Annotated in this window: 19 protein-coding genes and 1 riboswitch; of the genes, 5 read left to right on the top strand and 14 right to left on the bottom strand. The window is 54.7% G+C overall.

Annotated features, from left to right (window positions below; all coding sequences use genetic code 11):
* Positions 1-49: 49 nt before the first annotated feature.
* The 3 genes from DL239_RS14260 to DL239_RS14250 all read left to right on the top strand — a co-directional run bounded on the left by DL239_RS14260 (position 50) and on the right by DL239_RS14250 (position 4835).
* Positions 50-1354, top strand: coding sequence for a TolC family protein (locus tag DL239_RS14260; protein ID WP_167684772.1), 1305 nt, complete (start codon positions 50-52; stop codon positions 1352-1354).
* Positions 1355-1446: 92 nt separating this feature from the next.
* Positions 1447-3669, top strand: a complete 2223-nt coding sequence (locus DL239_RS14255) for an ATP-binding cassette domain-containing protein (protein WP_167684824.1) — start codon at positions 1447-1449, stop codon at positions 3667-3669.
* A complete protein-coding gene (locus DL239_RS14250; RefSeq protein WP_167684771.1) occupies positions 3666-4835 on the top strand; it encodes an HlyD family type I secretion periplasmic adaptor subunit in 1170 nt (389 codons plus the stop codon). The genes DL239_RS14255 and DL239_RS14250 overlap by 4 nt, the downstream gene beginning before the upstream one ends.
* A gap of 124 nt (positions 4836-4959) precedes the next feature.
* Here the strand turns inward: DL239_RS14250 and DL239_RS14245 are convergent, their stop codons facing one another.
* The gene (locus tag DL239_RS14245; protein ID WP_167684770.1) at positions 4960-5673 is read right to left on the bottom strand and encodes a trypsin-like serine peptidase; all 714 of its coding nucleotides are present in this window, start codon (positions 5671-5673) and stop codon (positions 4960-4962) included.
* 545 nt (positions 5674-6218) lie between these two features.
* Between DL239_RS14245 and DL239_RS14240 the strand changes: the two genes are divergently transcribed.
* Together DL239_RS14240 and DL239_RS14235 are read left to right on the top strand one after the other, a co-directional pair.
* Positions 6219-7037: a class I SAM-dependent methyltransferase gene (locus DL239_RS14240; protein ID WP_167684769.1), complete on the top strand. Its 819-nt coding sequence runs from the start codon at positions 6219-6221 to the stop codon at positions 7035-7037.
* 63 nt (positions 7038-7100) lie between these two features.
* Complete coding sequence (locus tag DL239_RS14235; RefSeq protein WP_167684768.1) at positions 7101-8885, top strand: adenylate/guanylate cyclase domain-containing protein; 1785 nt, start codon at positions 7101-7103, stop codon at positions 8883-8885.
* Positions 8886-8932: 47 nt separating this feature from the next.
* On the opposite strand, the gene DL239_RS14230 is transcribed toward DL239_RS14235, so the two are convergent.
* From DL239_RS14230 to lnt, 13 genes are all read right to left on the bottom strand, one after another.
* Positions 8933-11188, bottom strand: coding sequence for a methyl-accepting chemotaxis protein (locus tag DL239_RS14230; RefSeq protein ID WP_167684767.1), 2256 nt, complete (start codon positions 11186-11188; stop codon positions 8933-8935).
* Between the two features lie 486 nt (positions 11189-11674).
* Positions 11675-12928, bottom strand: coding sequence for a tryptophan synthase subunit beta (gene trpB, locus DL239_RS14225; protein ID WP_167684766.1), 1254 nt, complete (start codon positions 12926-12928; stop codon positions 11675-11677).
* Positions 12929-13109: 181 nt separating this feature from the next.
* Positions 13110-13757, bottom strand: a complete 648-nt coding sequence (locus DL239_RS14220) for a phosphoribosylanthranilate isomerase (protein WP_206188465.1) — start codon at positions 13755-13757, stop codon at positions 13110-13112.
* A 10-nt stretch (positions 13758-13767) separates the two neighbouring features.
* A complete protein-coding gene (locus tag DL239_RS14215; RefSeq protein ID WP_167684765.1) occupies positions 13768-14118 on the bottom strand; it encodes a LapA family protein in 351 nt (116 codons plus the stop codon).
* A gap of 4 nt (positions 14119-14122) precedes the next feature.
* Complete coding sequence (gene ihfB, locus DL239_RS14210) at positions 14123-14404, bottom strand: integration host factor subunit beta (RefSeq protein ID WP_127749944.1); 282 nt, start codon at positions 14402-14404, stop codon at positions 14123-14125.
* Between the two features lie 345 nt (positions 14405-14749).
* The gene (gene rpsA, locus DL239_RS14205) at positions 14750-16429 is read right to left on the bottom strand and encodes a 30S ribosomal protein S1 (protein WP_206188464.1); all 1680 of its coding nucleotides are present in this window, start codon (positions 16427-16429) and stop codon (positions 14750-14752) included.
* Positions 16430-16739: 310 nt separating this feature from the next.
* On the bottom strand, positions 16740-17357 hold the full coding sequence (gene cmk / locus DL239_RS14200) for a (d)CMP kinase (protein ID WP_167684764.1): 618 nt from the start codon (positions 17355-17357) through the stop codon (positions 16740-16742).
* On the bottom strand, positions 17350-17883 hold the full coding sequence (locus DL239_RS14195; protein ID WP_167684763.1) for a hypothetical protein: 534 nt from the start codon (positions 17881-17883) through the stop codon (positions 17350-17352). Before DL239_RS14195 ends, cmk begins: the two co-directional genes overlap by 8 nt.
* A gap of 10 nt (positions 17884-17893) precedes the next feature.
* On the bottom strand, positions 17894-19246 hold the full coding sequence (gene aroA / locus DL239_RS14190; protein WP_167684762.1) for a 3-phosphoshikimate 1-carboxyvinyltransferase: 1353 nt from the start codon (positions 19244-19246) through the stop codon (positions 17894-17896).
* 83 nt (positions 19247-19329) lie between these two features.
* On the bottom strand, positions 19330-20088 hold the full coding sequence (gene trmB, locus DL239_RS14185) for a tRNA (guanine(46)-N(7))-methyltransferase TrmB (protein ID WP_167684761.1): 759 nt from the start codon (positions 20086-20088) through the stop codon (positions 19330-19332).
* A gap of 86 nt (positions 20089-20174) precedes the next feature.
* Complete coding sequence (locus DL239_RS14180) at positions 20175-20825, bottom strand: COG3904 family protein (protein WP_240931873.1); 651 nt, start codon at positions 20823-20825, stop codon at positions 20175-20177.
* Positions 20826-20995: 170 nt separating this feature from the next.
* Positions 20996-22177, bottom strand: coding sequence for a methionine adenosyltransferase (gene metK, locus DL239_RS14175; protein WP_167684760.1), 1182 nt, complete (start codon positions 22175-22177; stop codon positions 20996-20998).
* A gap of 5 nt (positions 22178-22182) precedes the next feature.
* Positions 22183-22231, bottom strand: a riboswitch (SAM-SAH riboswitch).
* Positions 22232-22297: 66 nt separating this feature from the next.
* Entirely contained in the window at positions 22298-23716 is a 1419-nt protein-coding gene (gene lnt, locus DL239_RS14170; protein WP_369410573.1) for an apolipoprotein N-acyltransferase, read from the bottom strand.
* Positions 23717-23719: the final 3 nt, after the last annotated feature.

Raw genomic sequence — 23719 nt, 5'->3', positions numbered from 1 at the left:
GCCGTCGGGCCCAACACTACGCCTATGGGCATACTAGCAAGAGGGCGGAATGCAATTGCGACGACATATCAGCGCGATAGCCCTGTTATGCAGCCTGTCGGCCTGCGCAGACACCCTCCCGTTCTTGAATGAGATTGCATCAGAGGACGCGCCAGACGCCGCGCCCTCCAGCAGTTTCGAACAGGCTGAAGGGGAGAACGGGTCAGAAGTGATATCCGCCCTTTTGGACCGACGTTCTTTTCTGGAGCAGGACAGTTCCTATGGCGACGTTGCGGCTGCGGCCATCAATGCGTCTTCGCGTTCATCCGAAGCCGAACTTACCAGTGCAAAGCTGCGTGCCGAAGCCAAATCAAAGAACTGGTTGCCTACTATCGGCCCGACCGTCAGCCTGACCAGTCTGGGTGATCTTGTGGCCGGAATTCTGATTGAACAGGTGTTGTTTGACAACGGTCGCCGCAAGGCAGAACGTGAGTTTGCCGCTGCTGATGTCGAAGTCGCTGCGGTTAATCTGTCAATTGACATGAACAATCGGGTTGAGACAGCAATTGCGTTGTATGTATCGGCCTTGAAGGGCGATGAGAAGGCCGCACTTGGCGGGCGGGCGCTTGACCAAATGAAAGAATTTGAGCGGATCGTCCGTGGGCGGGTCGAAGGTGGTGTTTCGGATCGTGCCGATTTGCGGGTCGTACGAAGCAAAATTGATGGCATGAGTTCGGCACGCGCCACAGCGCATGAAGCAGCAGCCACATCGCGGGCAGAGCTGAAAGCCCTGACAGGTCAAGAGTTTGAAACCTCTCCATCAAAATTGTCACTCAGCTCTCCGCCAGACAGCACGAGCTATCTGACCGTTCTGAAGGCCAGTGCCGAGGCGAACCGATCTATTGCCCAAACCAAAGTCGAACGGGCTGGGATATTGCCACAGGTTGCTGCTGCGGCCAATGCCACCAACGAAGGTTCTGGCGCCGGGCTAACACTGGATCTGGCTACTCCACTAGGGCTGGGCACTCCTGCCCTGCTGAAGGCAATTGAATCCGCCCGAGAGACTGCTCAACGACAGATCTCTGAGGCAGAAGAAGATGCTCGCCGGAACTACAGCCGCCAAACCCAACGACTGGCTTCGTATCGCCGTCAAGAGGCCGAGGCCGCTACTCTCGCCCGGACCAGCAGAGAAACTTATCGCCTGTTTCAGGCCCAGTTTGATGCAGGACAGCGCTCGGTTCTGGATGTCGTGTCTATCTACGAGGAATGGGTCCAGCGCGAACAGGCGCATGTAGACTCAAAATACGAAGTTGTACTGATCCAATTGGAACTGGCCCGCGATCTAGGGATCCTGGCCGATGGAGACACGTTTTGACCAAGTTCCAAGATCAGAAATCAACTCCGATGGGGAAAATTGCGGCAGGCGGAGCAAGCGTCATAAAACTGGCCAAAGCGGCCAGCCTGACTATGGGCCGTGTCCGCTCTGCGTCCTCAGATGCTGATGTAGCCAACGCACAGTTCCAAAAGGTTGAGCAGCCTTCGGTCAACGACGCCGATGGTCAAGAAGTAAACGCACTGATCGAGGGCACGGCAGCTCGGATTGAGCACCGCGCCACACTCATTTCGACATTTGCGGGTCTCAAGGGCACAGACGTCCCCGTCAGCGACTTAAGCGAATACCTGTGGATCAACAGCCCCGGCGACGTCTCGTTGGACTTGCTGGCCAAGGCGCTGGAAACAACCGGCATTCAGCCCAATATCAGCCACAACGTTCAAGTTAGCTCCGATGCCTGGCCTGCGCTCACCATGATGAGTGGCGGCCAGTGTGTGCTGGTGTTGTCGCAGGTCGATGACTGCCTGATCATTTTCGACACCACTTGCCCGAATAATCAGGCCGAGGTATCAGTCGCTGACTTCGCTCCTGTATTCAGCGGCACTACGTTAACCGGCCGCGCCTCGCTAAAGCAAATCGCAGCTCGACACACACCAAAGCTCGCCAACGAACACTGGTTCTGGGGAGAGTTTCCCAAGTACCGCCGTCAGGTTGGTGAGATCATGCTAGGCTCGTTGGTGTCCAACCTTCTGGCTGTGTCAGTCGCACTGTTCTCACTTCAGGTCTATGACCGAGTGATCCCGCACCAGTCACAAGCGACCCTGTGGGTGCTTGCCGTCGGCGCCTTTCTGGCAATCGGGTTGGAGGCGACCCTAAAACTGGCCCGCGCCCGCCTGACCGACGCTGCAGGCCGCCAGATCGAATTGTCCATCCAGCGCAACCTGATGCAGCGCCTGATTGGGATGCGGTCTGACAAGAAGCCGTTACCGCCCTCGGGGCTGTTTGCCGCGATGCGCGACTTTGGCTCTGTGCGCGAGTTTTTCACCTCTTCGACCATCGCCACATTGGCAGATGTTCCATTTGTTACCGTGTTTCTGCTATTGGTCGCTTCAATCGCCGGACCAATTGTCTGGGTCGTCATACTTGGTGGCATCCTGATGCTGCTGCCTGCATATTTCCTGCAAAAGCGGATGATTGCGCTTACACGCCAAACGCAGGGTGCCAATGCCAAAGCCGGGCGTCTGCTGCACGAAGTGGTAAGCGAACTCGACACAGTGAAAACTCAGCGTGGCGAAGACCGCATGCTGCGCCTGTGGGATGAGCTGAATGCCCTGTCTTCGCATTCTTCGACTGAACAACGCCGCCTATCCAGCGCCCTGACTTATTGGTCGCAAGGCGTGCAGCAGATCACCTATATCGCCGCTGTGGTTTTAGGTACCTACATGGTGTTCGCTGGTGAATTCACAGTCGGTACGATTATCGCCACCGGCATCCTGACCAGCCGCACTTTGGCCCCCCTGACCCAATTCGCTGGCACAATGGCCCGGTGGAGCAACGTCAAGGCCGCCCTAGAGGCGCTGGATGCTATTGCCCACGCCCCCCAGGAAAAAGAGGCTGACCGCTCCTATCTGCGCCGTCAGACGCTTCAGGGCAAGTTTGAGCTGCTTGAGGTCGAATACCGGTATGACGAGGACGGCGCACCCACTTTGGATGTTCAGGGCATCGCCATCACTCCGGGTCAACGCATTGCCATTCTAGGGGCAAATGGGTCGGGGAAATCCACGTTGCTCAAGGTACTCTCGGGCCTATACAGCCCTGATCGCGGGCGGGTGATGGTTGATGGAACAGACATGTCGCAAATTGACCCACGCGACTTGCGCCGCAACATCGGTTACCTTAGCCAAGATGTGCGATTGTTCAGCGGAAGCCTTCGCAGCAACCTGAACCTGAACCAGCTAGAGCGTGACGATGAGCGCCTGATGGAAGCATTGGATTTTGCCGGCCTTGGGACCTATGTGCGCGGTCACCCCAAAGGACTGGACCTGCAAATTAGTGACGGAGGTGGCGGATTGTCGATCGGTCAGCGCCAGTCCATTGGCTGGGCTCAACTGTGGCTACAAAACCCGCCTGTCGTATTGCTGGATGAACCAACCGCTGCGTTAGATCAGACGCTGGAACGCACCTTGGTCAGCCGTCTCGAAGGGTGGCTACAGGGCCGCACTGCAATCATTGCGACCCACCGGATGCCTATCCTTGCTCTGACCAACCGCACCCTTATCCTTCAGGCCGGGCGCATGGTTGTTGATGGACCACGTGATCAGGTACTGGCACACCTCGCCGCTGGGGACAAAAAATGAGCCAGGCGGAAGACGACCTTGCCGCGTCGAGCCGGGGCGCCAGTCGAATTATCTATCTTGTCGCCCTAGCCTTGATCGTGTTTCTGGTCTGGGCCGCGTTTGCCTGGGTGGATGAAATAGTGCGCGCGGATGGTGAGGTGGTCTCCTCCTCTCGGTCGCAAATCGTACAGAATCTTGAAGGTGGAATTCTGGCCGAGCTGTCGGTTCGCCAAGGCGACACGGTTACTGCAGGGCAAGTGTTGGCACGCTTGCAAGACACCAAGTTCCGGGCTGCTAAAGATGACCTGCAAGATCAAATCGACGCGCTAGAGATTAGACGATACCGGTTGGAGGCGGAGCTGGAGGGCGCTTATGATTTTATAGTCCCCGAAGAGCTACAGAAACGGTCCTCCGACATCCTCGCCTCAGAGAAGGCCTTACTGAACGCACGACAGACCGATTTCGCTGGCCGTCGTGATGGGGCTCGCGAAATCCTGGACCAGTTGAAGGCCGAGCTGAAAAACCTGGAAAAGCTGTACAAACAGAAAATCGTCGCCCTGATCGAAGTGAACCGATCCAAACAGGCGGTTAGTGACGCTCGGCTTAAGTACAACGAAATCGGCACTCAGTCGGAGTTGGACTTGGCCGAAGAGTATTCAATGACTTTGCAGGACCTGACCTCTCGCAAGCAGGAATTGCGGCTAGCGCAGGATCAGCTTAGCCGAACCGTCATCACGTCCCCCATGGCTGGCATCGTCAACAGTTTGGCCGTCACCACCATCGGGGGGGTCATTCGTCCAGGCGAGGAGATCCTGGAGATCATTCCGATGGGCGAGGAACTGTTCATCGAAGCACGGGTTAAGCCAGAAAATATCGCCAGCGTTGTGCCCGGTCAGGTCGCAACGATCAAACTGTCCGCCTATGACTATACCATCTATGGAACGCTCAAGGGCACTGTGGGCTTTGTCTCGGCTGACACGTTTGAAGATGAACGCAATCCGCGCGCGCCTCCGTATTACCGGGTTACTGTCAAAGTCGACAGGTCAGATTTGACTGAACGCCAAAAAGACATTGAGATCCGGCCGGGTATGCGCGCCACTGCCGAGTTGCAGACCGGGTCAAAGACCGTCCTGAAGTACTTGCTCAAGCCGCTGTACAAATCCCGAGAGGCGTTTCGCGAACCATAATCTACCGACTAACGCTGCACGACCTGCAAGACAACGCTACCACTATCCCAAAATGACAAACGGCCTGTATCGCTGGGATACAAGCCGTAAATCTATTCGAAGCAGTCGGGGTGATAGAGTGCTGTTAGCCAGCCCTCCGGATTAGCATTTGCATTGTCTGATCCAAAGCCGTGCCAATGGACACACGCTTGTTTCCCATCGCGGCCTTGGCTGAAACCACTGAAACTATGCGCGGTGCCTGACCTGGAACAACCGCAAGGACCGGAGCGCCAGAGGCACCAAATTCTACCCGGCACGTCATGACCAATGTTTCCGCCTGACGGGCTAACACTTCGCAGGGCTGTTCAAATCTAGGCTTGTTGTTCTGAACATATGTATAGGACAGAACGCCGACGGAATCCCCACGCTGAGGGGCCGCAGCCATCCGAAATGGCATGATCTCACTGCTGTTGATCGGACGGTCCAGACGCAAAACAGCTACATCATACCCAATCTGGGATTTCCCCTGTTTCCGGAACTGATATTCCGGGTGCAAAACGACCCTCGACACCCTTCTGGCCGCTTTGACACGGCGACCATTTAGTCCGGCCTCAAATTCAACCGAGCTCGGTTTAACTTCGCGGCCAGTTTCCTGATTGAACAGACAATGTGCTGCAGTCAGCACTAGATTTGGTGCGATCAATGCACCGGTACACATGTTCCGCCCACCAATGTTCAACCGACCAACGGCTTCCCATCCATGTACAGACTGTACGTTTCTTGACGGATCACCCGCCGTTGCGCGTTCGGGACTTGCCAACATCAGGCAAGCAGCCAGCGCTCCTAAAAGAAGTCTCATCAACCACTCCAATTTCCCACACCGACATCGTCATTCAGTCGTGGGGCTGGAATGAGGCCCAATGTTGCAAAGCATGGACTACTTCATGGACAGATTGTGACAGTATTAACAATTTACTAACCCCCCGGTTATTGTTTCCCAATATGTCAGGAAAACAGGTGTCAGGTCCCGAAAAAACCGCCATAGGCGTTAACCTTTTTTCGAAAATACCAATAAAATATGATCGAGTTTCTTAACAGACAGGCCCCAAAATTAGGACTTCCACCCGTTTCTGGTAACGAATCATTTGATTTTCGAGGTGCCACCTCCATGGAAACAGACAGATGCGTCAAAGTTGCGGTACGAATTCAACCGGCGCCGTATTGGGCAATTCTTTAACGCCCGCCTCATTTCTTTAACGCCTCGCACCAGAACTTCGATCGTCGTGTCCGTTTCCTGCTACCTCACACAAAACAAAGACAGACTTGGTGATCGTGAAGTCTGTGCTATCGTTCCCAGGCAAGAAATTTGGCGACACTGCATTCAGTTCTTATGGGAGGGCACAGATGCTCCAGACTGACAAGGAATTCACCGGGTCCATTCCTGAGTTTTATGACACCTATCTCGTGCCTCTCATCTTTACCGACTGTGCCGAGGATCTCGCCAAACGGGTTGCATCCCAGAAGCCCTCCTCTGTTCTAGAGATCGCAGCAGGAAGCGGTGTGGTGCCTCGCATTCTTGCCCCGCTGCTCTCCCCAACATCGCGATATGTGGTAACAGATCTTAATCCCGCAATGCTGGATCACGCAGAACAGCGCCAAGGTGAGCCCAATAATATCGAATGGCTACCCGCCGATGCTTTGGATCTGCCATTTGCGGCCGACACATTTGATGTCGCTCACTGTCAGCACGGCGTCATGTTTTTCCCTGATCGGATTGCGGGGTACCAACAAGCTCACCGTGTCCTGAAACCCGGCGGCACCTTTGTCTTCAATGTTTGGGACCAAATCAGTGAAAACGAATTTGCCAACACAGTTACCGAAGTGGCCTCTCAGTTTTTCCCGAAGGACCCACCGCGGTTCTTGGCCCGAACTCCGCATGGCTATTCTGATCCTGAGCAGATCAAGAGTGACTTACACGCTGCAGGCTTTGCTAAAGTCGAGATTGAAACCCGTGCAGGGGTTAGCGCGGCCCCATCGGCCCGGCATCCGGCAATTGCATATTGTCAGGGAACACCGCTGCGCGCCGAAATCGAAGCGCGCGACGCTGGGCTATTAAGTGAAATCACTGAACAGGCAGCCAAGGTCATTGCAGACAGATTTGGCGACGGCCCTGTCAAAGGTAAAATCCAGTCCCATGTTATAACTGCAACCACTGCGGCCTGACTCCTTTCTGGACCATAGAAAAGCAGACTGTTTTCGGGTATGCTTTAGGTCTGGGAGAAGCGCATGACACAACGACTTGCCGCCGTTCTTGCTGCTGACATGGTTGGGTACAGCCGCCTTATGCAGGCAGATGAAGCCGGAACAATCGCCCGGCTTCGCACCCATCGGCTGGAACTCATTGACCCTGCGATCACCGACAACCGGGGCCATATCATCAAAACCACTGGCGATGGCATGCTGGTGGAATTCCCTAGTGTGGCAGACGCTGTTCAGTGTGCGGTCAAAGTTCAAACCGTGATGAAGCGGCGCAATAGGGATGTCGCTGGCGATCAGCGTATTGAATTTCGCATCGGTATCAATCTAGGCGACATCATCTTCGAAGATGGGGACATCTTTGGCGACGGGGTCAACGTGGCCGCACGGCTGGAGCAACTTGCGGGAACCGGACAAGTTTGTGTTTCAGCCGCTGTTTACGACCAGGTTTCTGGGCGTCTCGACTTGTCATTCCAAGATCTTGGCGAGCAGCACTTGAAGAACATGAAGCGCCCCGTTCAGGCCTACCAAGTCAACCTGGACAGCTCTGACGTCAGCAACCCGCTGCCGGAGCAACCTGAGCCAACTTCCATCGTCAGCGCAGTCAAGCCAACTATCGCGGTCCTGCCTTTTGACAATCTTAGCGGTGACCCGGAGCAGGAGTTTTTTGTGGACGGTTTGACCGAGGATATCCTGACTGAGCTGAGCCGCCGCCACGAATTGTTCGTGATCTCACGAAACTCTACCTTTGTTTACAAAGGACAGGCCGTGAACCTGCGCGACGTCGGCGAAAAGCTAGGAGCGCAGTATTTGGTCGAAGGCAGTGTGCGCAAGTCGGGGCAACGGCTGCGTGTGACTGTTCAGCTCATTGATACTACCAACGATGCTCATATATGGGCAGAAAAATATGACCGCACCTTGGATGATATCTTTGCAATTCAGGATGAGGTGACGGCCGCGATTGTTGCAACCCTACCCGGCCGTATCGAAGCACAACAACAGGACCAACTGGCCCGAAAGAAACCCGGAAATCTGGCTGCTTATGAATGCCTACTGGTCGCCAAGGTGCTTCATCACAAGAGCAACCGCGAAGACAACAAGAAGGCGTTGGAGCTGGTGGATCGAGCAATCGAACTAGACCCCGAATACGCCCATGCCCACGTTTGGCGCGGCTGCATTCTGGGTCAGGCATGGGGCTACGGTTGGTGTGAAGACAAGGAGGCCATGCTTGGACAAGCGCAGAAATCGAGTGAACGCGCTGCGCAGTTCGATGACAATGATGCTGATATTCACCGACTGCTGGCAGCCATCGATATTCTGCACCACAAATTCACTCGGTCAAAATATCATCAGGAACGGGCCTTAGAGCTGAACCCCAATTACGATCTGGTGGTGGTGCAAATGGGTGAACTTTACACTTGGACCGGAGAGGCCGAGAAAGGGGTAGAATGGATCACCAAGGCAATGCGCTTAAACCCCCATCATCCATTACGGTTCTGGAGCCATCTGGGCAAAGCTCATTTTACTGGAAAGAACTATCAGGAAGCGCTGCAGGCCTTTGACCACCTCCCATCGTTAGACACCGCCCAGCAAGCCTTTGTGATCGCGTGTCACGGTTGGTTGGGCAACAAACATGCGGCAGAAAGACAGCTCCAAACGTTAGACGCGCTGGACCCCGAATTCTCAATGGATCAGTTGCTAGCGACACTCCATTACGAAAACGAAGCGGACCTACAGCACCTGTGCACCGGTCTAGAAATGGCAGGCTGGCCTCAGCAACTCTCTGACCAAGAGATTGCGGGCCAGTTGTATTAAAGGGCAACGACGCTAGGGGCAGCTAACTGCCCCTAGCATAATGCATTTTAGGCTCGGCGTAATTCCGGCTGCGTAGAGTATGGCGCTTGGAATGAAGTGTCACCGCCATCCATGTCAAACCGTGTCACAATCCCCGATAGGTTCTGCGCCTCATGTTGCAACAACTGGCTGGCAGCTGATGCCTCCTCGGCCATAGCAGTATTCTGCTGAGTCACCGCATCCAACTGTCGCATCGCCGCATTTATGTTCACCAGTCCAGAAGACTGAGTTTTAACGCCGTCGGCAATCTCAGTAACCAGGCTGGAAACCGACGTCACCTGCCCAATAATACTGGTCAGCGCTTCTCCTGCACGGCCAACCATCGCCACCCCATGGGACACATGGCTCTCGCTTGCATTAGTCAATTCTTTGATCTGACCAGCCGCAGTTGATGCACGCAAAGCAAGTGCCCTGACCTCGGCTGCGACCACCGCAAACCCGCTTCCGGCACTACCCGCGCGTGCAGCTTCAACACCCGCATTTAGCGCCAGCAGATTTGTCTGGAATGCAATATCATCAATCACATTGATGATCTGTGAAATTTCGCTCGATGCCTTCTGAATTTGATCCATCGCGTCGACGGCCGAAGTTACAACCGTGTTGCTGCTTTCAGCTTCCGAGCGGGCACTTCTCATGACGTTGTCGACCTGCCCTGCTCGATCCGCTGTGGCTTTGACGCCGTCCGAAAGATCGTGAATAGCATTTGCAGTTTCTTCCAGTGTGACCGCCGCACTCTCAGTCCGTTGGGCCATGTCTGTGGCAGCAGATCGCTGTTCATCCGAATACCGATCAACGTTTTGCGAGGCATCAACGACGCTCGTCATTGAATCGCGAAGGTTTGACAAACTGTGGTTAAAGTTCTCTCGCAGCGTCTCATAGTTGGCTACAAAGGGTGTCTTGATGTCACAGGCCAGATTGCCACGTTCCAATTCCGAAAGGGCACGGCTCATTGTTTCAACCACATCAGCAGTCTTTCTAGCCGCCTCGGCCTCTCGCGTCGCGGCTTCATCAGCTTGCTTCAACCGATCGCGGAAGTCCCCCATTGTGCGAGCCAGCTCGCCCAGTTCATCCCCGCGGGCTTGCCCTGATATCTGAGTTTCATAGTCCCCTTCCGCCAGCGCATTGGTCACCCCACGTAAAGCTTCAATGGGTCGGGTCACCCGACTGGCGGCAAACCAGGACACCACCGCCGCAATGGCTACAGCAACAGCGATCATGCCGATTGCCACCAAGCGCATTTCACGGACCACGGCAAAGGCCGCGCCACGGTCAGTTTCCATGACCAGAGACCAGGAGAACCCCGGAATAGTTAGGGGTTTGACCAACGCAATCGCGCTTTGCCCATTGGTAGCAGTGGCGGTCTCAAACAAGGCTTCTTCGCCGGCCTGTGCTGCACTAAGGTGATCAGTACTGGGCAATTGATCTTGCACGTTAAACAGGCCTTCGACAATCGAGGGGCTGCGCGCGATCCCATCGTCACCAACCAAAAAGATGTTCTGGTGATCGCCATCTTCGAGATTGGCAGAAAGAGTGCTTACAATCCGTTCGCTAGACAATTGGACTGCCAAGACCCCTACAACGGCCTTCTTTTTACTTAGGACTGGTATTGCAAGAAACGCACCTGGCGCGCCGCCAGTCAACGTATATGGGGCAAAATCTGACGTCGAGATTTCGCCTGGAGCAGACTGAAGCGCAGCTTGATATGCCCGACCAAGACCGGTTTCCGAATTGGGGCCTGACGCAAAGTCCTGTGCGAAGTCATCTAGTTTGTTGACCGAATACAGCAGACGGCCTTCAGTATTAAACAGGTAGACGTCCTGATAGCCATTCAGACGCAGCGATCGTAGAAATGTCGGATGGTAGTTGCTGTGTGCCTGCGAATAATAGGATCCATCCCCAGGATCGACCAGTTCGGCACGTTGATCTGCAGCGTTAGGATTATCGGTGATATAATTACGCGTAAGGAACCCAACAGGCTCCTCTTCGATCATTTTGAATACCCGGTCGAAATTGCTGATCGCCCGGAAGGTCGTGGGCTGGTCAGCATTCATCACCAAATCCCGGCGGACCGAATCAATCAAAGATGTCAGCGCCTGCTCACCAGCTTTAGCAGCCGTTTCGTGCGAGAAGTAGACGTTTTGGCGGATATTCTGCTCAGCCATTCGATAAACAAGGAAAGACACCGTCACCAAAAAGGTCGCAGTCAACGCAACCATCACCAGTGGTAACTTCAGTGAAAGTGATAACTTAGGTGCCTTAAGCATTAACCGTGCCTCCTGAAATCGCCGTTTCGTCCCAAACTTAGGGCAGCTTCACGATTGTTATGTGCAAAAACCCTGCTAAGTACTTAATGTTCCCCTCTTTCCTTTTATTGAATTGAGAAGGTTTCCTCTCCTTTCTCCAAATGGCCGTCGCCACATCCAGATTTGATACCGCTATAGTTGAATTTCCTATGCCCCTCTATCGGAAAGATCGGGTTTCATTCAAAGAGTTACCACTCATTCGGAAAGAGCAGGCCTCCTTTCATTCCCGCTCTACGGTCCGAAGCACACGTAAAACAAGAAACTGATCCAGAGAGCCTTTTGCACAGAATGTAAGGATAACGATATCCAATAACCAACATTCAGGGCTCGCACTCAACATGTAGAGCCCACGTTGCGTTAACCGAACAACGAAAACGGCGCCCCTCCTAGAGTGGAAGGTCGCCGTATTTCGGGGACGAACAGTCCCGACGACAATACAGGTTCTGCTTAGTCGATATCACGGCCCTCGGTATCCGACATGTCAAAGCCAAGATGTCGAGCAACTGTAAAGACGTCCTTATCACCGCGTCCACACATGTTCATTACGATGATGTGGTCCTTGGGCAAGTCAGGTGCGATTTTCATGACATGGGCCAGTGCATGGCTTGGTTCCAATGCGGGGATGATACCCTCCATTGCACAGCTCAGCTGAAACGCCTCCAATGCCTCGATATCTGTGATCGAAACATATTCGGCCCGCTTGGTATCATGCAGCCAAGAGTGCTCAGGACCGATGCCAGGGTAATCTAGGCCTGCCGAGATTGAGAACCCTTCTTGGATCTGGCCGTCGTCATCCTGCAACAAATAGGTACGGTTTCCGTGCAGAACACCAGGGCGACCACCGGTCAAAGACGCGCAGTGCTGCATCTTTTCGTCAACCCCCTTGCCGCCAGCTTCAACGCCAATGATGCGAACCGATTTGTCATCAAGGAACGGGTGGAACAGGCCAATTGCGTTTGAGCCACCGCCAATGGCCGCAATGAGAGTGTCCGGTAGACGGCCTTCGCCCTCTTGCTCGGCCAATTGCCAGCGGACTTCCTTGCCAATGATCGACTGAAAATCACGCACCATCGCAGGATATGGGTGCGGACCTGCAGCGGTTCCTATGCAATAGAATGTATCATTGACGTTGGTAACCCAGTCACGCAGCGCGTCGTTCATCGCATCCTTCAGTGTGCCGCGACCCGATGTCACCGGAATAACCTCAGCGCCTAGCAGGCGCATGCGGAATACGTTGGGTGCTTGGCGCTGCACATCATGGGCACCCATGTAAACGACACACTTCAAGCCAAACTTGGCACAGACTGTGGCAGTCGCAACGCCGTGCTGACCTGCACCAGTTTCGGCAATGATACGCGTCTTGCCCATACGGCGCGCCAGAATAATCTGGCCCAGTACGTTGTTCACCTTGTGAGCGCCGGTATGGTTCAACTCGTCGCGCTTTAGATAGATTTTCGCCCCACCCAAATGCTCGCTCAGACGCTCGGCATGATACAGAGGGCTTGGACGTCCAACATAGTGAGTCCACAAGTCCTTCATCTCGGCCCAGAAACTGTCGTCATCTTTGGCCCGGTTGTACTCTTCCTCAAGGCTGAGGATCAGGGGCATGAGCGTCTCTGACACAAACCGTCCGCCGAAAATGCCAAAGCGGCCTTGCTCGTCGGGTCCGTTCATGAAGCTGTTGAATAGATCTTCGGCCATTGCTGTCTCCGTCATCAGTTGAAACGGTTCTAAAGCGCAAATTCACCGAGAGGAACCCGTTTTTGCACTTCCCTTGCCGACAAACACAACCTGTATGCCAAATTCAGTTCCAATGACCGTTTCTTACTCCGTTTTCACGAAGAGGCAACGCAGTCTGCGTTGCCTAAGCCTGTGCACTAAATCAAGAGCTGGATGCAGCTCCGACAAAAGCACGGATAAGATCCTGATCCTTCTGGCCCGGCGCGGTCTCAACCCCTGAGGAAACATCTACCTGGTTGGCCCCCGTCATCCGAACAGCCTCGGTCACGTTATCGGGGGTCAGACCGCCTGCCAGCATCCAGGGACGTTGCCAGTATTTACGCCCAGCCAAAAGGCGCCAGTCAAATGACAGTCCATTACCACCCGGCAAATCAGCGTCCTTAGTTGGTTTGGCATCAATCAGCAACTGGTCGGCAACTGCCGAGTAGGCATCAATCTGAGGCAGGTCGGATGCATCCGCCACGCCAATAGCCTTCATCACAGGCAATCCATAGCGTGCCTTTACTTCGGCAACGCGTTCAGGGCTTTCAGAGCCATGCAATTGTAACATGTCCAGCGGCACCTTTGCGGTGATGGCGTCCAGTTCTGCATCACTGGCATTCACCGTCAATGCTACCTTGCACAGACCAATCGGAGCCAGAGCAGCCAGAGCTGCAGCGTCCTCTATCTGCACATGGCGCGGAGATTTGGGGAAGAAAACAAACCCCACATATGCGGCGCCAGCCTGCGCCGCTGCGGTCACGTCTTCTTCTCTGCGCAAACCGCAGATTTTGACCCGAATGTCACTCATCAGTCTGGCCTCAATTGGCGTCTTCAAGAATAGCCAGAACTTCGTCCTTGCCCGCGTTCTTTTGCGTTTTCAGCTTGTTCACTTCACGTGACAATTTACGCACCTCGCGGGCGTTCCCACCAGCAGCACGACGGTGTTTGTGTTCGCGGATCCATTCCCAGACAAAGCCAACAATCAAGCCCGTGGCGATCCCGCCCAGAACAACCACAAACAATGGTAGAGAGATGCTGGGGTTGAAGCCTAGCAACTCTGCCACTGCATCTGGCATCAGCTTTAGGTCAACAATGGCACTATTGGCCAAGCTCACAGAGATCAGGACAATCCCGAGAGGAACCCAGAAGGCATAGCGAACATAACGCATCAGTTTATTTTCCGTTCAAACGGTCCCGCAGCAACTTGCCGGTCTTAAAGAACGGGACATGCTTTTCATCAACTTGAACCGTTTCACCAGTGCGAGGATTGCGGCCCACGCGCGAGTCACGCTTTTTCACCGAAAAGGCGCCAAATCCACGCAGTTCTACCCGATCACCGCGCGACATCGCGCCTGTGACTTCCTCAAACACTGTATTAACGATCCGCTCAACGTCTCGTTGATACAGGTGTGGGTTTTCGTCTGCAATCTTCTGAATCAGTTCTGAGCGGATCATATTCCAGGCCCTCCCAAGCCAACGGTAAAAGCTAAGTGATTTGAAACGACTATAGGACAAAACATATGGATGCGGGAACAGAAACCGCAGCACTAAACCGTCAAATCGCCCCGTATCGAGCGAAATTTTGCTTATAGAAGAGCTATTTACGCCCTTCTGAACCGTTGTCGCAGCATTTCAGCAAGTCGCTACGCAACCGAGAACAGAGAAAGGCAATTGATTCGGAGCAACGTCATAGCTACCCGATGCTTCGTTCGGATCACGAACAACCGACTTTTCATTCAAAAAAAGCCCCGCTGTTGAGCGGGGCTTTTTATTGTTTGTATCTCTAAAGAGAGCTGAAGATCAGTCGCCCGACTTCAGTGCTGCGCCCAGGATGTCGCCCAGCGATGCGCCGGAGTCCGAGGAGCCATACTGTGCCACTGCTTCTTTTTCTTCAGCAATTTCACGCGCCTTGATCGACAGACCCAGACGACGTGTTTTGCTGTCAACGTTAGTGATGCGAACATCAACCTTGTCGCCAACGTTGAAACGCTCAGGGCGCTGTTCAGCACGGTCACGGGACAGGTCGGAGCGACGGATGAAGGACTTCATGCCTTCATACACAACTTCGATACCGCCTTCTTCGATCGCTGTAACTTCAACAGTTACGATCGTTCCGCGCTTCACGCCGCCAGTTGCTTCAGCGAACTTGTCGCCACCCAGGTTTTTGATCGAGAGAGAGATACGCTCTTTCTCAACATCAACCTCGGAGACAACCGCCTGAACAACGTCGTTCTTGTGGTAGCTCTGGATCGCATCTTCGCCGCGCTCGTCCCAGGACAGGTCGGACAGGTGAACCATGCCGTCGATGTCGCCTTCGAGACCAATGAACAGACCGAATTCGGTGATGTTCTTGACTTCGCCTTCGACTTCGGTGCCCTCAGGGTGTGCTTCTGCGAAAACTTCCCATGGGTTACGCTGTGTCTGCTTGAGACCCAGGGATACGCGACGCTTGGAGCTGTCGATATCCAGAACCATCACTTCCACTTCCTGGCTGGTCGAAACGATCTTGCCTGGGTGGATGTTTTTCTTGGTCCAGGACATCTCGGACACGTGAACCAGACCTTCAACACCTGGCTCTAGCTCAACAAATGCACCGTAGTCGGTGATGTTGGTGACGCGACCAGTGTGCACAGTTTCCAGTGGGAACTTAGCAGCAACCAGATCCCATGGATCGTCCTGCAGCTGTTTCATGCCCAAGGAGATACGGTGGGTCTCTTTGTTGATCTTGATAACCTGGACCTTAACGGTCTCACCGATTGTCAGGATCTCGGATGGGTGGTTCACACGACGCCATGCCATGTCTGTGACGTGCAGCAGGCCGTCTACGCCGCCTAGGTCAACAAACGCACCGTATTCGGTGATGTTCTTGACAACACCGTCAACAGCCTGACCTTCGGTCAGGTTAGCAATAACTTCGGCGCGCTGTTCGGCACGGGACTCTTCGAGGATCGCACGACGCGATACAACGATGTTGCCACGACGGCGGTCCATTTTCAGAACCTGGAACGGCTGCTTCAGACCCATCAGAGGGCCAGCGTCACGTACGGGACGGACGTCAACCTGCGAACCGGGCAAGAACGCAACTGCGCCGCCGAGGTCGACAGTAAAGCCACCTTTGACGCGACCAAAGATTGCGCCATCGACGCGCTCTTCGTTTGCGTAAGCCTTTTCCAGACGATCCCAAGCTTCTTCACGGCGAGCCATCTCACGCGAGATAACGGCTTCGCCTTTGGCATTTTCAGCGGAACGCAGGTAGACTTCGACCTCGTCGCCAACAGCCAATTCAGCTTCTTCACCTGGATTGGAGAATTCTTTCAGATCAACGCGGCCTTCCATTTTGTAGCCGACGTCGATGATGGCCTGCCCCGCTTCAATCGCGATGACTTTGCCTTTTACAACGGAACCCTCATCAGGGGTGTCCATTTCGAAGCTTTCGTTAAGAAGGGCTTCGAAGTCCTCCATAGATACGTTTTGAGCCATGAGGTCTCATGTTTCCTTTTACATTTGTTTTCTGGCCGTGCGGTTGTCTCCGCCGGTCTTGGGGTTTGGTCAATATGGGCGCCGCACAAACGGTATAAGCAAACAAACACAAAGGGCCGGAGTATTCCCCAGCCCTGCTCATAATGCCGTGTGGACGTTAGCCGCCTCTATACTGACAGCGCGCGATATATTCGGATTCTCTTACCGGCGCAAGTAGAACCGTCGTTTGCAACCGTGTATTTTATGGAAGAATTAGAAGGCGAGACCGCGGTGTTGAATTTCGCGCGCCGCACCATCAACCAATAAGGGCTTATGTTCGTCGTACGGCTTCGATGGTCTTTAACGCCAACTCTAGCGCCTGTTCGATGCTCAAATCACTGGTATCAATTACGACAGCATCCTCGGCAGGCTTCATCGGCGCCTCAGCTCGGTTCATATCCCGGTCGTCACGCATCTTCACATCTGCCAGAACCGTTTCCAGTGATGTCACTTCGCCCTTGCCGGTCAGCTCCAGAAACCGCCGTTTGGCCCGCACCTCGGCGCTGGCGGTGACATATAGCTTCGCCTCCGCATTCGGGCAGATCACAGTGCCAATGTCGCGCCCATCCAGAACAGCGCCCCCTGCACGACGGGCAAAGGCGCGCTGAAAATCTACCAACGCCGAGCGGACTTCACTAATCACCGCAACTTTGGATGCCGCCTGTGCTACCTCGGCTGTGCGCAGGTCATCACGGTCCAGGTCTTCGGGTTGCAAAGTCTGGGCAGCCTCGATTGGATCTACCCCTGTCAATACGCGCGCTCCGACAGCCCGATACAACAGACCGGTATCTAGGTAAGCAAAGCCAAACTCGGTCGCAACCGCCTTGGATATCGTGCCCTTGCCCGCTGCTGCGGGTCCGTCGATTGCGATGGTAAAGCTATCAGTCATTTTTTGTCCATTTGTGCCAGACGGTACGGATCAACCGCCCAAGTATAACAATCATTGCAATCCCGGTCAGAGATGATTTCAGAACCGTTGCGCGCGCCGCCGCTGCGATGGCATCAGGGCTGGTCTCCCCCGCCAACATTATCGCGACACGCATATTCTCCAGATAATCCGCCGCCATTCCGGCTACGATGCAGGCCATCATGAGCGAATAAAGTACCCCGCGCGGGAACAGGTGTTTGACTGCCCCTGCCAGCACGATGGCCAGAAAAGCCGGGTAAACTGCATCCAACATCTTCTGCGGGCCAGTATATAGCCTGCGACCTTCGTCCGTTAGCGCCGACAAGAACGCCAGGGCCTCGTCGTGCGAATAACCAAAGGGGCGCATGTCAAAAGGCGTTAGCCCCCCGGCCTCGGCTGCAATGCCTGGCAGTGTCCATGTCACCATGGCCGCATAGACCCCCAAAGCCGCAGCGAAGCACAACCAATAGGCTACAAGCACTTGTCTGGCAGGGGCCCAATGCGACATCAGCAGTCCCTTAGTGATTGTCGCGGGTCAGCCGGGCACCAAGGTTGCCCATCAGGCTTTCAAAAATGGGGAAAGACGTGGCAATCGGGCTGCCGTCGTTCACAGACACAGCCTTCTGTGAGCCCATGCCCATCACCATGAACGACATTGCAATGCGGTGATCCAGCACGCTGTCACAGCTCTCGCCGCCCGGCACGCCATCAATGCCCAGCCCCTCGACCGACCACCAATCTTCGCCCTCATCAACGGTCACACCATTGGCGCGCAGGCCCTTGGCCATGGCGTCAATCCGATCGCTTTCCTTAACCCGAAGCTCTTTGACGCCCGCCATCATGGTCTTGCCAGTGGCGAACGAGGCCACCACAGACAGCACCGGGTATTCGTCGATCATCGATGCAGCCCGAGACGGGGGAACTTCAATCCCCTTCATGTTGGGCGAATACTTGGCACGAAGGTCGGCAACAGGTTCGCCGCCTTCTTCGCGCATGTTTTCAAAGGTCAGATCCGCGCCCATGTCTTGCAAGGTAAAATACAGCCCCGCGCGGGTTGGGTTCAGGCCAATATTGGGCACCAGTACGTCAGACCCTTCGGTGATCAGGGCTGCGCAAACCGGAAAGGCAGCACTGGATGGATCACGTGGCACGATAATCGACTGCGGCTTCAGCTCCGGCTGGCCTTTCAGGGTGATCACCCGGCCTTCATCAGTCTCTTCCACCGTAATGTCGGCGCCAAATCCAGCCAGCATCCGCTCAGAATGATCGCGGGTGGCTTCTTTTTCGACAACTACAGTTTCACCGGGTGCGTTCAGGCCAGCCAGAAGAACAGCCGATTTCACCTGAGCAGACGGAACCGGCACCACATACCGAACTGGAACTGGATCTGCTGCGCCGACGATGGTCATCGGCAGGCGACCGCCCTTGCGACCAACAGTCTGTGCGCCAAATAGTGCCAGCGGATCGGTGACCCGCGCCATTGGGCGACTGTTCAGGCTGGCGTCACCGGTAAATGTCACGCTAATCGGTGAGGTCGCCATGGTGCCCATGATCAACCGCACACCAGTGCCCGAGTTGCCGCAGTCAATCACATTGTCCGGCTCGGCAAAGCCACCAACACCGACGCCAAACACTGACCATTCGCCGCCACCATGGTTGGTCACCTCGGCGCCAAAAGCCTGCATTGCCTTGGCGGTGTCCAGCACATCTTCGCCCTCAAGCAACCCGGTGATCTTCGTTTCACCAACCGCCATAGCACCTAGGATCAAAGAGCGATGTGAGATCGACTTGTCACCAGGCACCTCAGCCACGCCCTTGAGCGGGCCACAGCGGTGAGAGGTCATCGGGATCGGAGTGCCGTGAGCAGACATGGATGTTCCTTCGTCAATCAGTCGTTTGCGCTATCGGTAGCGAATTGGCGGCATACGGTCCAGCACCTATCCGCCTCAGGGCTTTAGGGAAGACGCCGGAAAGTCAGGTAATGAGGGGTACGGCCTTCACGCAGAGCTTTTTGCTCGTATCGGGTAGAAAGCCAATCACTCCAGGGATGATGCCAGTCTTCACCCTCAACTGTCAGCCGTTCAAAACCAGCCTGTGGAACTTCCTCATTGGTCTGGCGCACATAATCAGGAATGTCAGTGGCAACGCGGAAGATGGCTCCGGGCTTAAGAACCTTGGCCAGTGGTTCTAGGTGTTCCTGCGTCACGAACCGCCGGCGATGGTGACGGGCCTTGGGCCATGGGTCGGGATATAGCAAGAAGGCACGCGAGATTGATTGATCGGGCAAAACATCCATCAGGTCCCGTGCGTCGCCAGGGTGAACCGCGATATTGTCACACTCGGACTGTCGGATCTTGCCCAACAACGTGGCAACACCGTTGACGTAAGGCTCTGCTCCTATAATGCCAACATCGGGGTTATTGCTGGCTTGGTGCACCAAGTGCTCGCCCCCGCCGAAACCAACCTCGAGCCAAACATCACGACCTCCGAAAAGCGCCTGCAAATCGAGATTTGTACGCTCCGGGTTTTCCTCCCAAGTGACAGCGCCTGGGCTAAGAGGACCCAGGTCCTCGTCCAGATAGGTTTTCTGGTTAGGCTTTAGTGTTTTGCCTTTGAAGCGACCATAAAAGTTGCGCCAAGGGGCTCCGCTTTGATGGCCAACGCCTGCAGGCGCATCACTGGTCTTGTCACTCGGGGTCTGATCGTCGGACATCTGGCAGGTTCCTGTTCGGCTGCGGCGGCAATATTGGCAGCCCCTGTGCCGCAACTGCCCAGCAGGGTCAAGTCACACTAGTCGGATCAATTTGCCATTGGATCTTCACGAAGCACTCCAGCCGCAATTAATTTCAATCGCGAGGGATACCATTCGGCACTGGAATCAACCCTTAGCGTTTCAACTGCAAACCCGGCATCGACACCCCGTTCAATCAGATATTTAAGATGCTGATAGATTTCAGTTTGGGTGTCCGCATAAATCCAACTGCCAAAGTCAAAAGGCGTTTCCCAGCCTTCTTCAGCACTCCAATTTTCATAATAGCTTTTGACCGATTTTGGGGACCAGCGGCGCTGATGGAACCCCATCTTGGATCCCAATGTCATTCTGCGCCTGTTGCCCGCAAGGAACAGATCTATGCAGGCGCTGATACATTCTCCGGATACAGTGGTGTCGAGACCAAAACCAATGACGATCCACGCCATCTCCTCGCCAGCAAACACACTACCGCCGCTACTGTTCAATTGCAGTTCGGTTACTTCGGGATGCTTGCTGAGCATGTCCTTCAAGTCGTCGACGTCATCGACGGTCATCTCCACGTCTTCTCCCAGAATTTGCATTTCGGTGTCGTAAATCAACACCTGCCCGTCGACAGTGAATTTCGCGGGCAGCGGCCCCTTTGCCGCCAGGGGCAGCGCCACAAAGGAAAACATTCCGACAAGAATGATACGTAACATATTGGCTCCCGGCTCCAAGTGGCTGCTATCTAGATGCTATGCCCTGATCCGGAGGCTGTCCAATAATCATGTCATGGCCCAAGCCTAAATGTTCTACATGGGGCAATTTCAGTCTAAAAACAAAAAGGCGGGCACTAGGCCCGCCTTTTCTAAACTTCAGCAAACAAGGATCAAACCAGTTTCTTCATGGCCTCGACCAGATCTGTCTTCTCCCAGCTAAAGCCACCATCGGCCTCAGGCTCACGGCCAAAGTGACCATAGGCTGCGGTACGCTGATAGATTGGCCGGTTCATGCCCAGATGCTCACGGATGCCACGTGGGGTCAAATCCATCACCTGATCAATTGCCTTTTCAATGGCAGCAGGTGACACTTCGCCGGTGCCATGCGTGTCAGCATAGATCGACAAAGGTTTCGATACGCCAATAGCATATGACAGCTGAATGGTGCAGCGTTCAGCCAGACCAGCAGCAACCACGTTTTTCGCCAGATAGCGCGCGGCATAAGCGGCAGAGCGGTCAACTTTGGTCGGATCTTTACCAGAGAAGGCACCGCCACCATGCGGCGCAGCGCCACCATAGGTATCCACGATGATCTTGCGACCTGTCAGGCCAGCGTCACCATCGGGGCCGCCGATGACAAACTTGCCGGTTGGGTTGACGTGCCATTCAGTCGCGTCAGTCAACCAGCCTTCGGGCAGAACTTCGGTGATATACGGCGCAACAATCGCGCGGATATCGTTCGAAGTCAGCGTTTCATCCAGATGCTGGGTCGACAAAACAACTGAGCTAACGCCAACCGGCTTGCCGTTTTCATACACAACAGAAAGCTGCGATTTGGCATCAGGGCCAAGCGTAGGCTCAGTACCATCCTTTCGAACTTCGGCGAGACGCCGCAGGATCGCGTGGGAGTACTGGATAGGGGCCGGCATCAAAGCTGGGGTTTCAGTTGTGGCATAGCCAAACATGATACCTTGATCGCCTGCGCCTTCTTCTTTGTCAGCAGCGGCATCTACACCCTGGGCGATGTGTGCAGACTGCTCGTGCAACAAGTTGGTAATTTCAACAGTCTCGTGGTGAAATTTTTCCTGCTCATAGCCAATATCTTTAATACAGGCGCGCGCAATTTCGTCGATACGGCCCATGTAATCGTGAAGTTTGTCCTGATCTGTCAGGCCAACTTCACCACCTATGATAACTCGGTTGGTGGTAGCAAATGTCTCTGCGGCCACGCGGGCCTCTGGTTCTTCGGCCAAGAAAGCGTCCAGAACAGCATCCGAAATGCGGTCACAGACCTTATCAGGATGGCCCTCGGAAACAGATTCCGAAGTGAAAGTAAAATTCTTAAGGGTCATGAAAGTGCTCCATTGGGTTTCGCCTACCACGTCAGGAAGCCGTTGTGGTGGGTATTGAGGGGAGATACGCGCCCTTTCAGCGCGGGTCAATCGCTATCCACAGCGTGGGTTAAGTGAACGTTAGGATGATGTAGAGCGCCGAGATTGCACGACTACAAATCCAGCCAGCATTAGTAGTAACCCAAACACCGGTATATCGCCAATTCGGCTATACAATGTTGGCGCCAGAGGGCGCGGTAGTCGGGCATCGACAAATCCAGCCTCTCCCAATGGGAGGCTTTCACGGATGCGACCATATCCGTCAATCATCGCTGAGACGCCAGTATTTGCCACCCGGATCATCGGCAGACCTTGTTCGGCTGCCCGCATCCGGGCCTGCACCAAATGCTGGTACGGACCGGAATAGGTACCAAACCAGGCGTCATTTGTGACCTGGATCAGCATATCCGCCCGCGTGGGGGCCGAGTTCAGCAGCTGCGGAAACACCGCTTCGTAACAGATAAGAGGAAGAGCCTTGCCGATTGCTAGATCCAGAATCTGAGGCCCCGGCCCGGCTGAATAGCCAGAACCGGTCTGCGAGGCGAAACCAGTAATGCCAAACCGCGCAAGGATATTCCCAAACGGCACATACTCACCAAAGGGCACCAGATGGGCCTTGTCATATATCTGGCGCGCGCCTCCGGAAGCATCCAGTACGACCAAAGAGTTGAAAAACCGCAGATCCAGACGACGCTGGATCCCAGTGATCACCGGGACACCATCCGCAGCATCAGCTATCGCCGCCAAAATATCACCCGCAGAATTCAGCATCTGCGGGACTGCGGTTTCCGGCCAAACAACTAGATCTGGTCGAGGTTGAGCACTGGTATAGGACAACTGCCGACGTACAAATCCCCAGCGGTACTCAGGATGCCATTTTTGATCTTGCGGTGCATTGGGTTGCACCAACCGCACTGTTTTAGAGGTTAAGATTGTCTCAGGCGGGGACGGAAGGAGCCACAAGATCCCCACTGCCGACAGCAAAGGCACGCTGGCCACGACGGGGTTTCGCAGGGCCAAGCCCAGCGGCAAAACCGCAGCTAGTGTCAGAAACGCAACCCCATGGGGCCCAATCCAGGGCAACAAAACGGCAACAGGACTGTCCATCCAGAATTGACCAAAAGCCGCCCACGGCAGGCCAGTTAGCAGATATGCGCGGCCAAACTCGGCCAGCGACCATGCTACGATCAAGGCCAGAACACGCAAGCCACGTTGCGAAACTTTGGCCGCCAGCCCAAATGCCAGCCCCCAGAACAACGCCAGCCCAGCAGCCAAAAACACCAAGGCAAACGGTGCCATCCAGGCATGTCGGTCTGGATCAACCTGAAACGGTTCGACAATCCAGGACATGGCAAAGCTAAAATAGCCAAACCCCAAAAACCAGCCTACTCTTGCACCAGTCCAAGCTGAGTTCACTCGCATGAACTGGGCAGAGACCAGCCCAAAAGCTATGGGTATTCCCCACAGAAATTGCACAGGCGCAAGAGCTTGGGCCAACACCGC

Source organism: Parasedimentitalea denitrificans (genome assembly GCF_011813015.1).
Lineage (GTDB): Bacteria > Pseudomonadota > Alphaproteobacteria > Rhodobacterales > Rhodobacteraceae > Parasedimentitalea > Parasedimentitalea denitrificans.
Note: the sequence above shows the minus strand (reverse complement) of the source record. Positions and strands in the feature narration are given on the sequence as shown.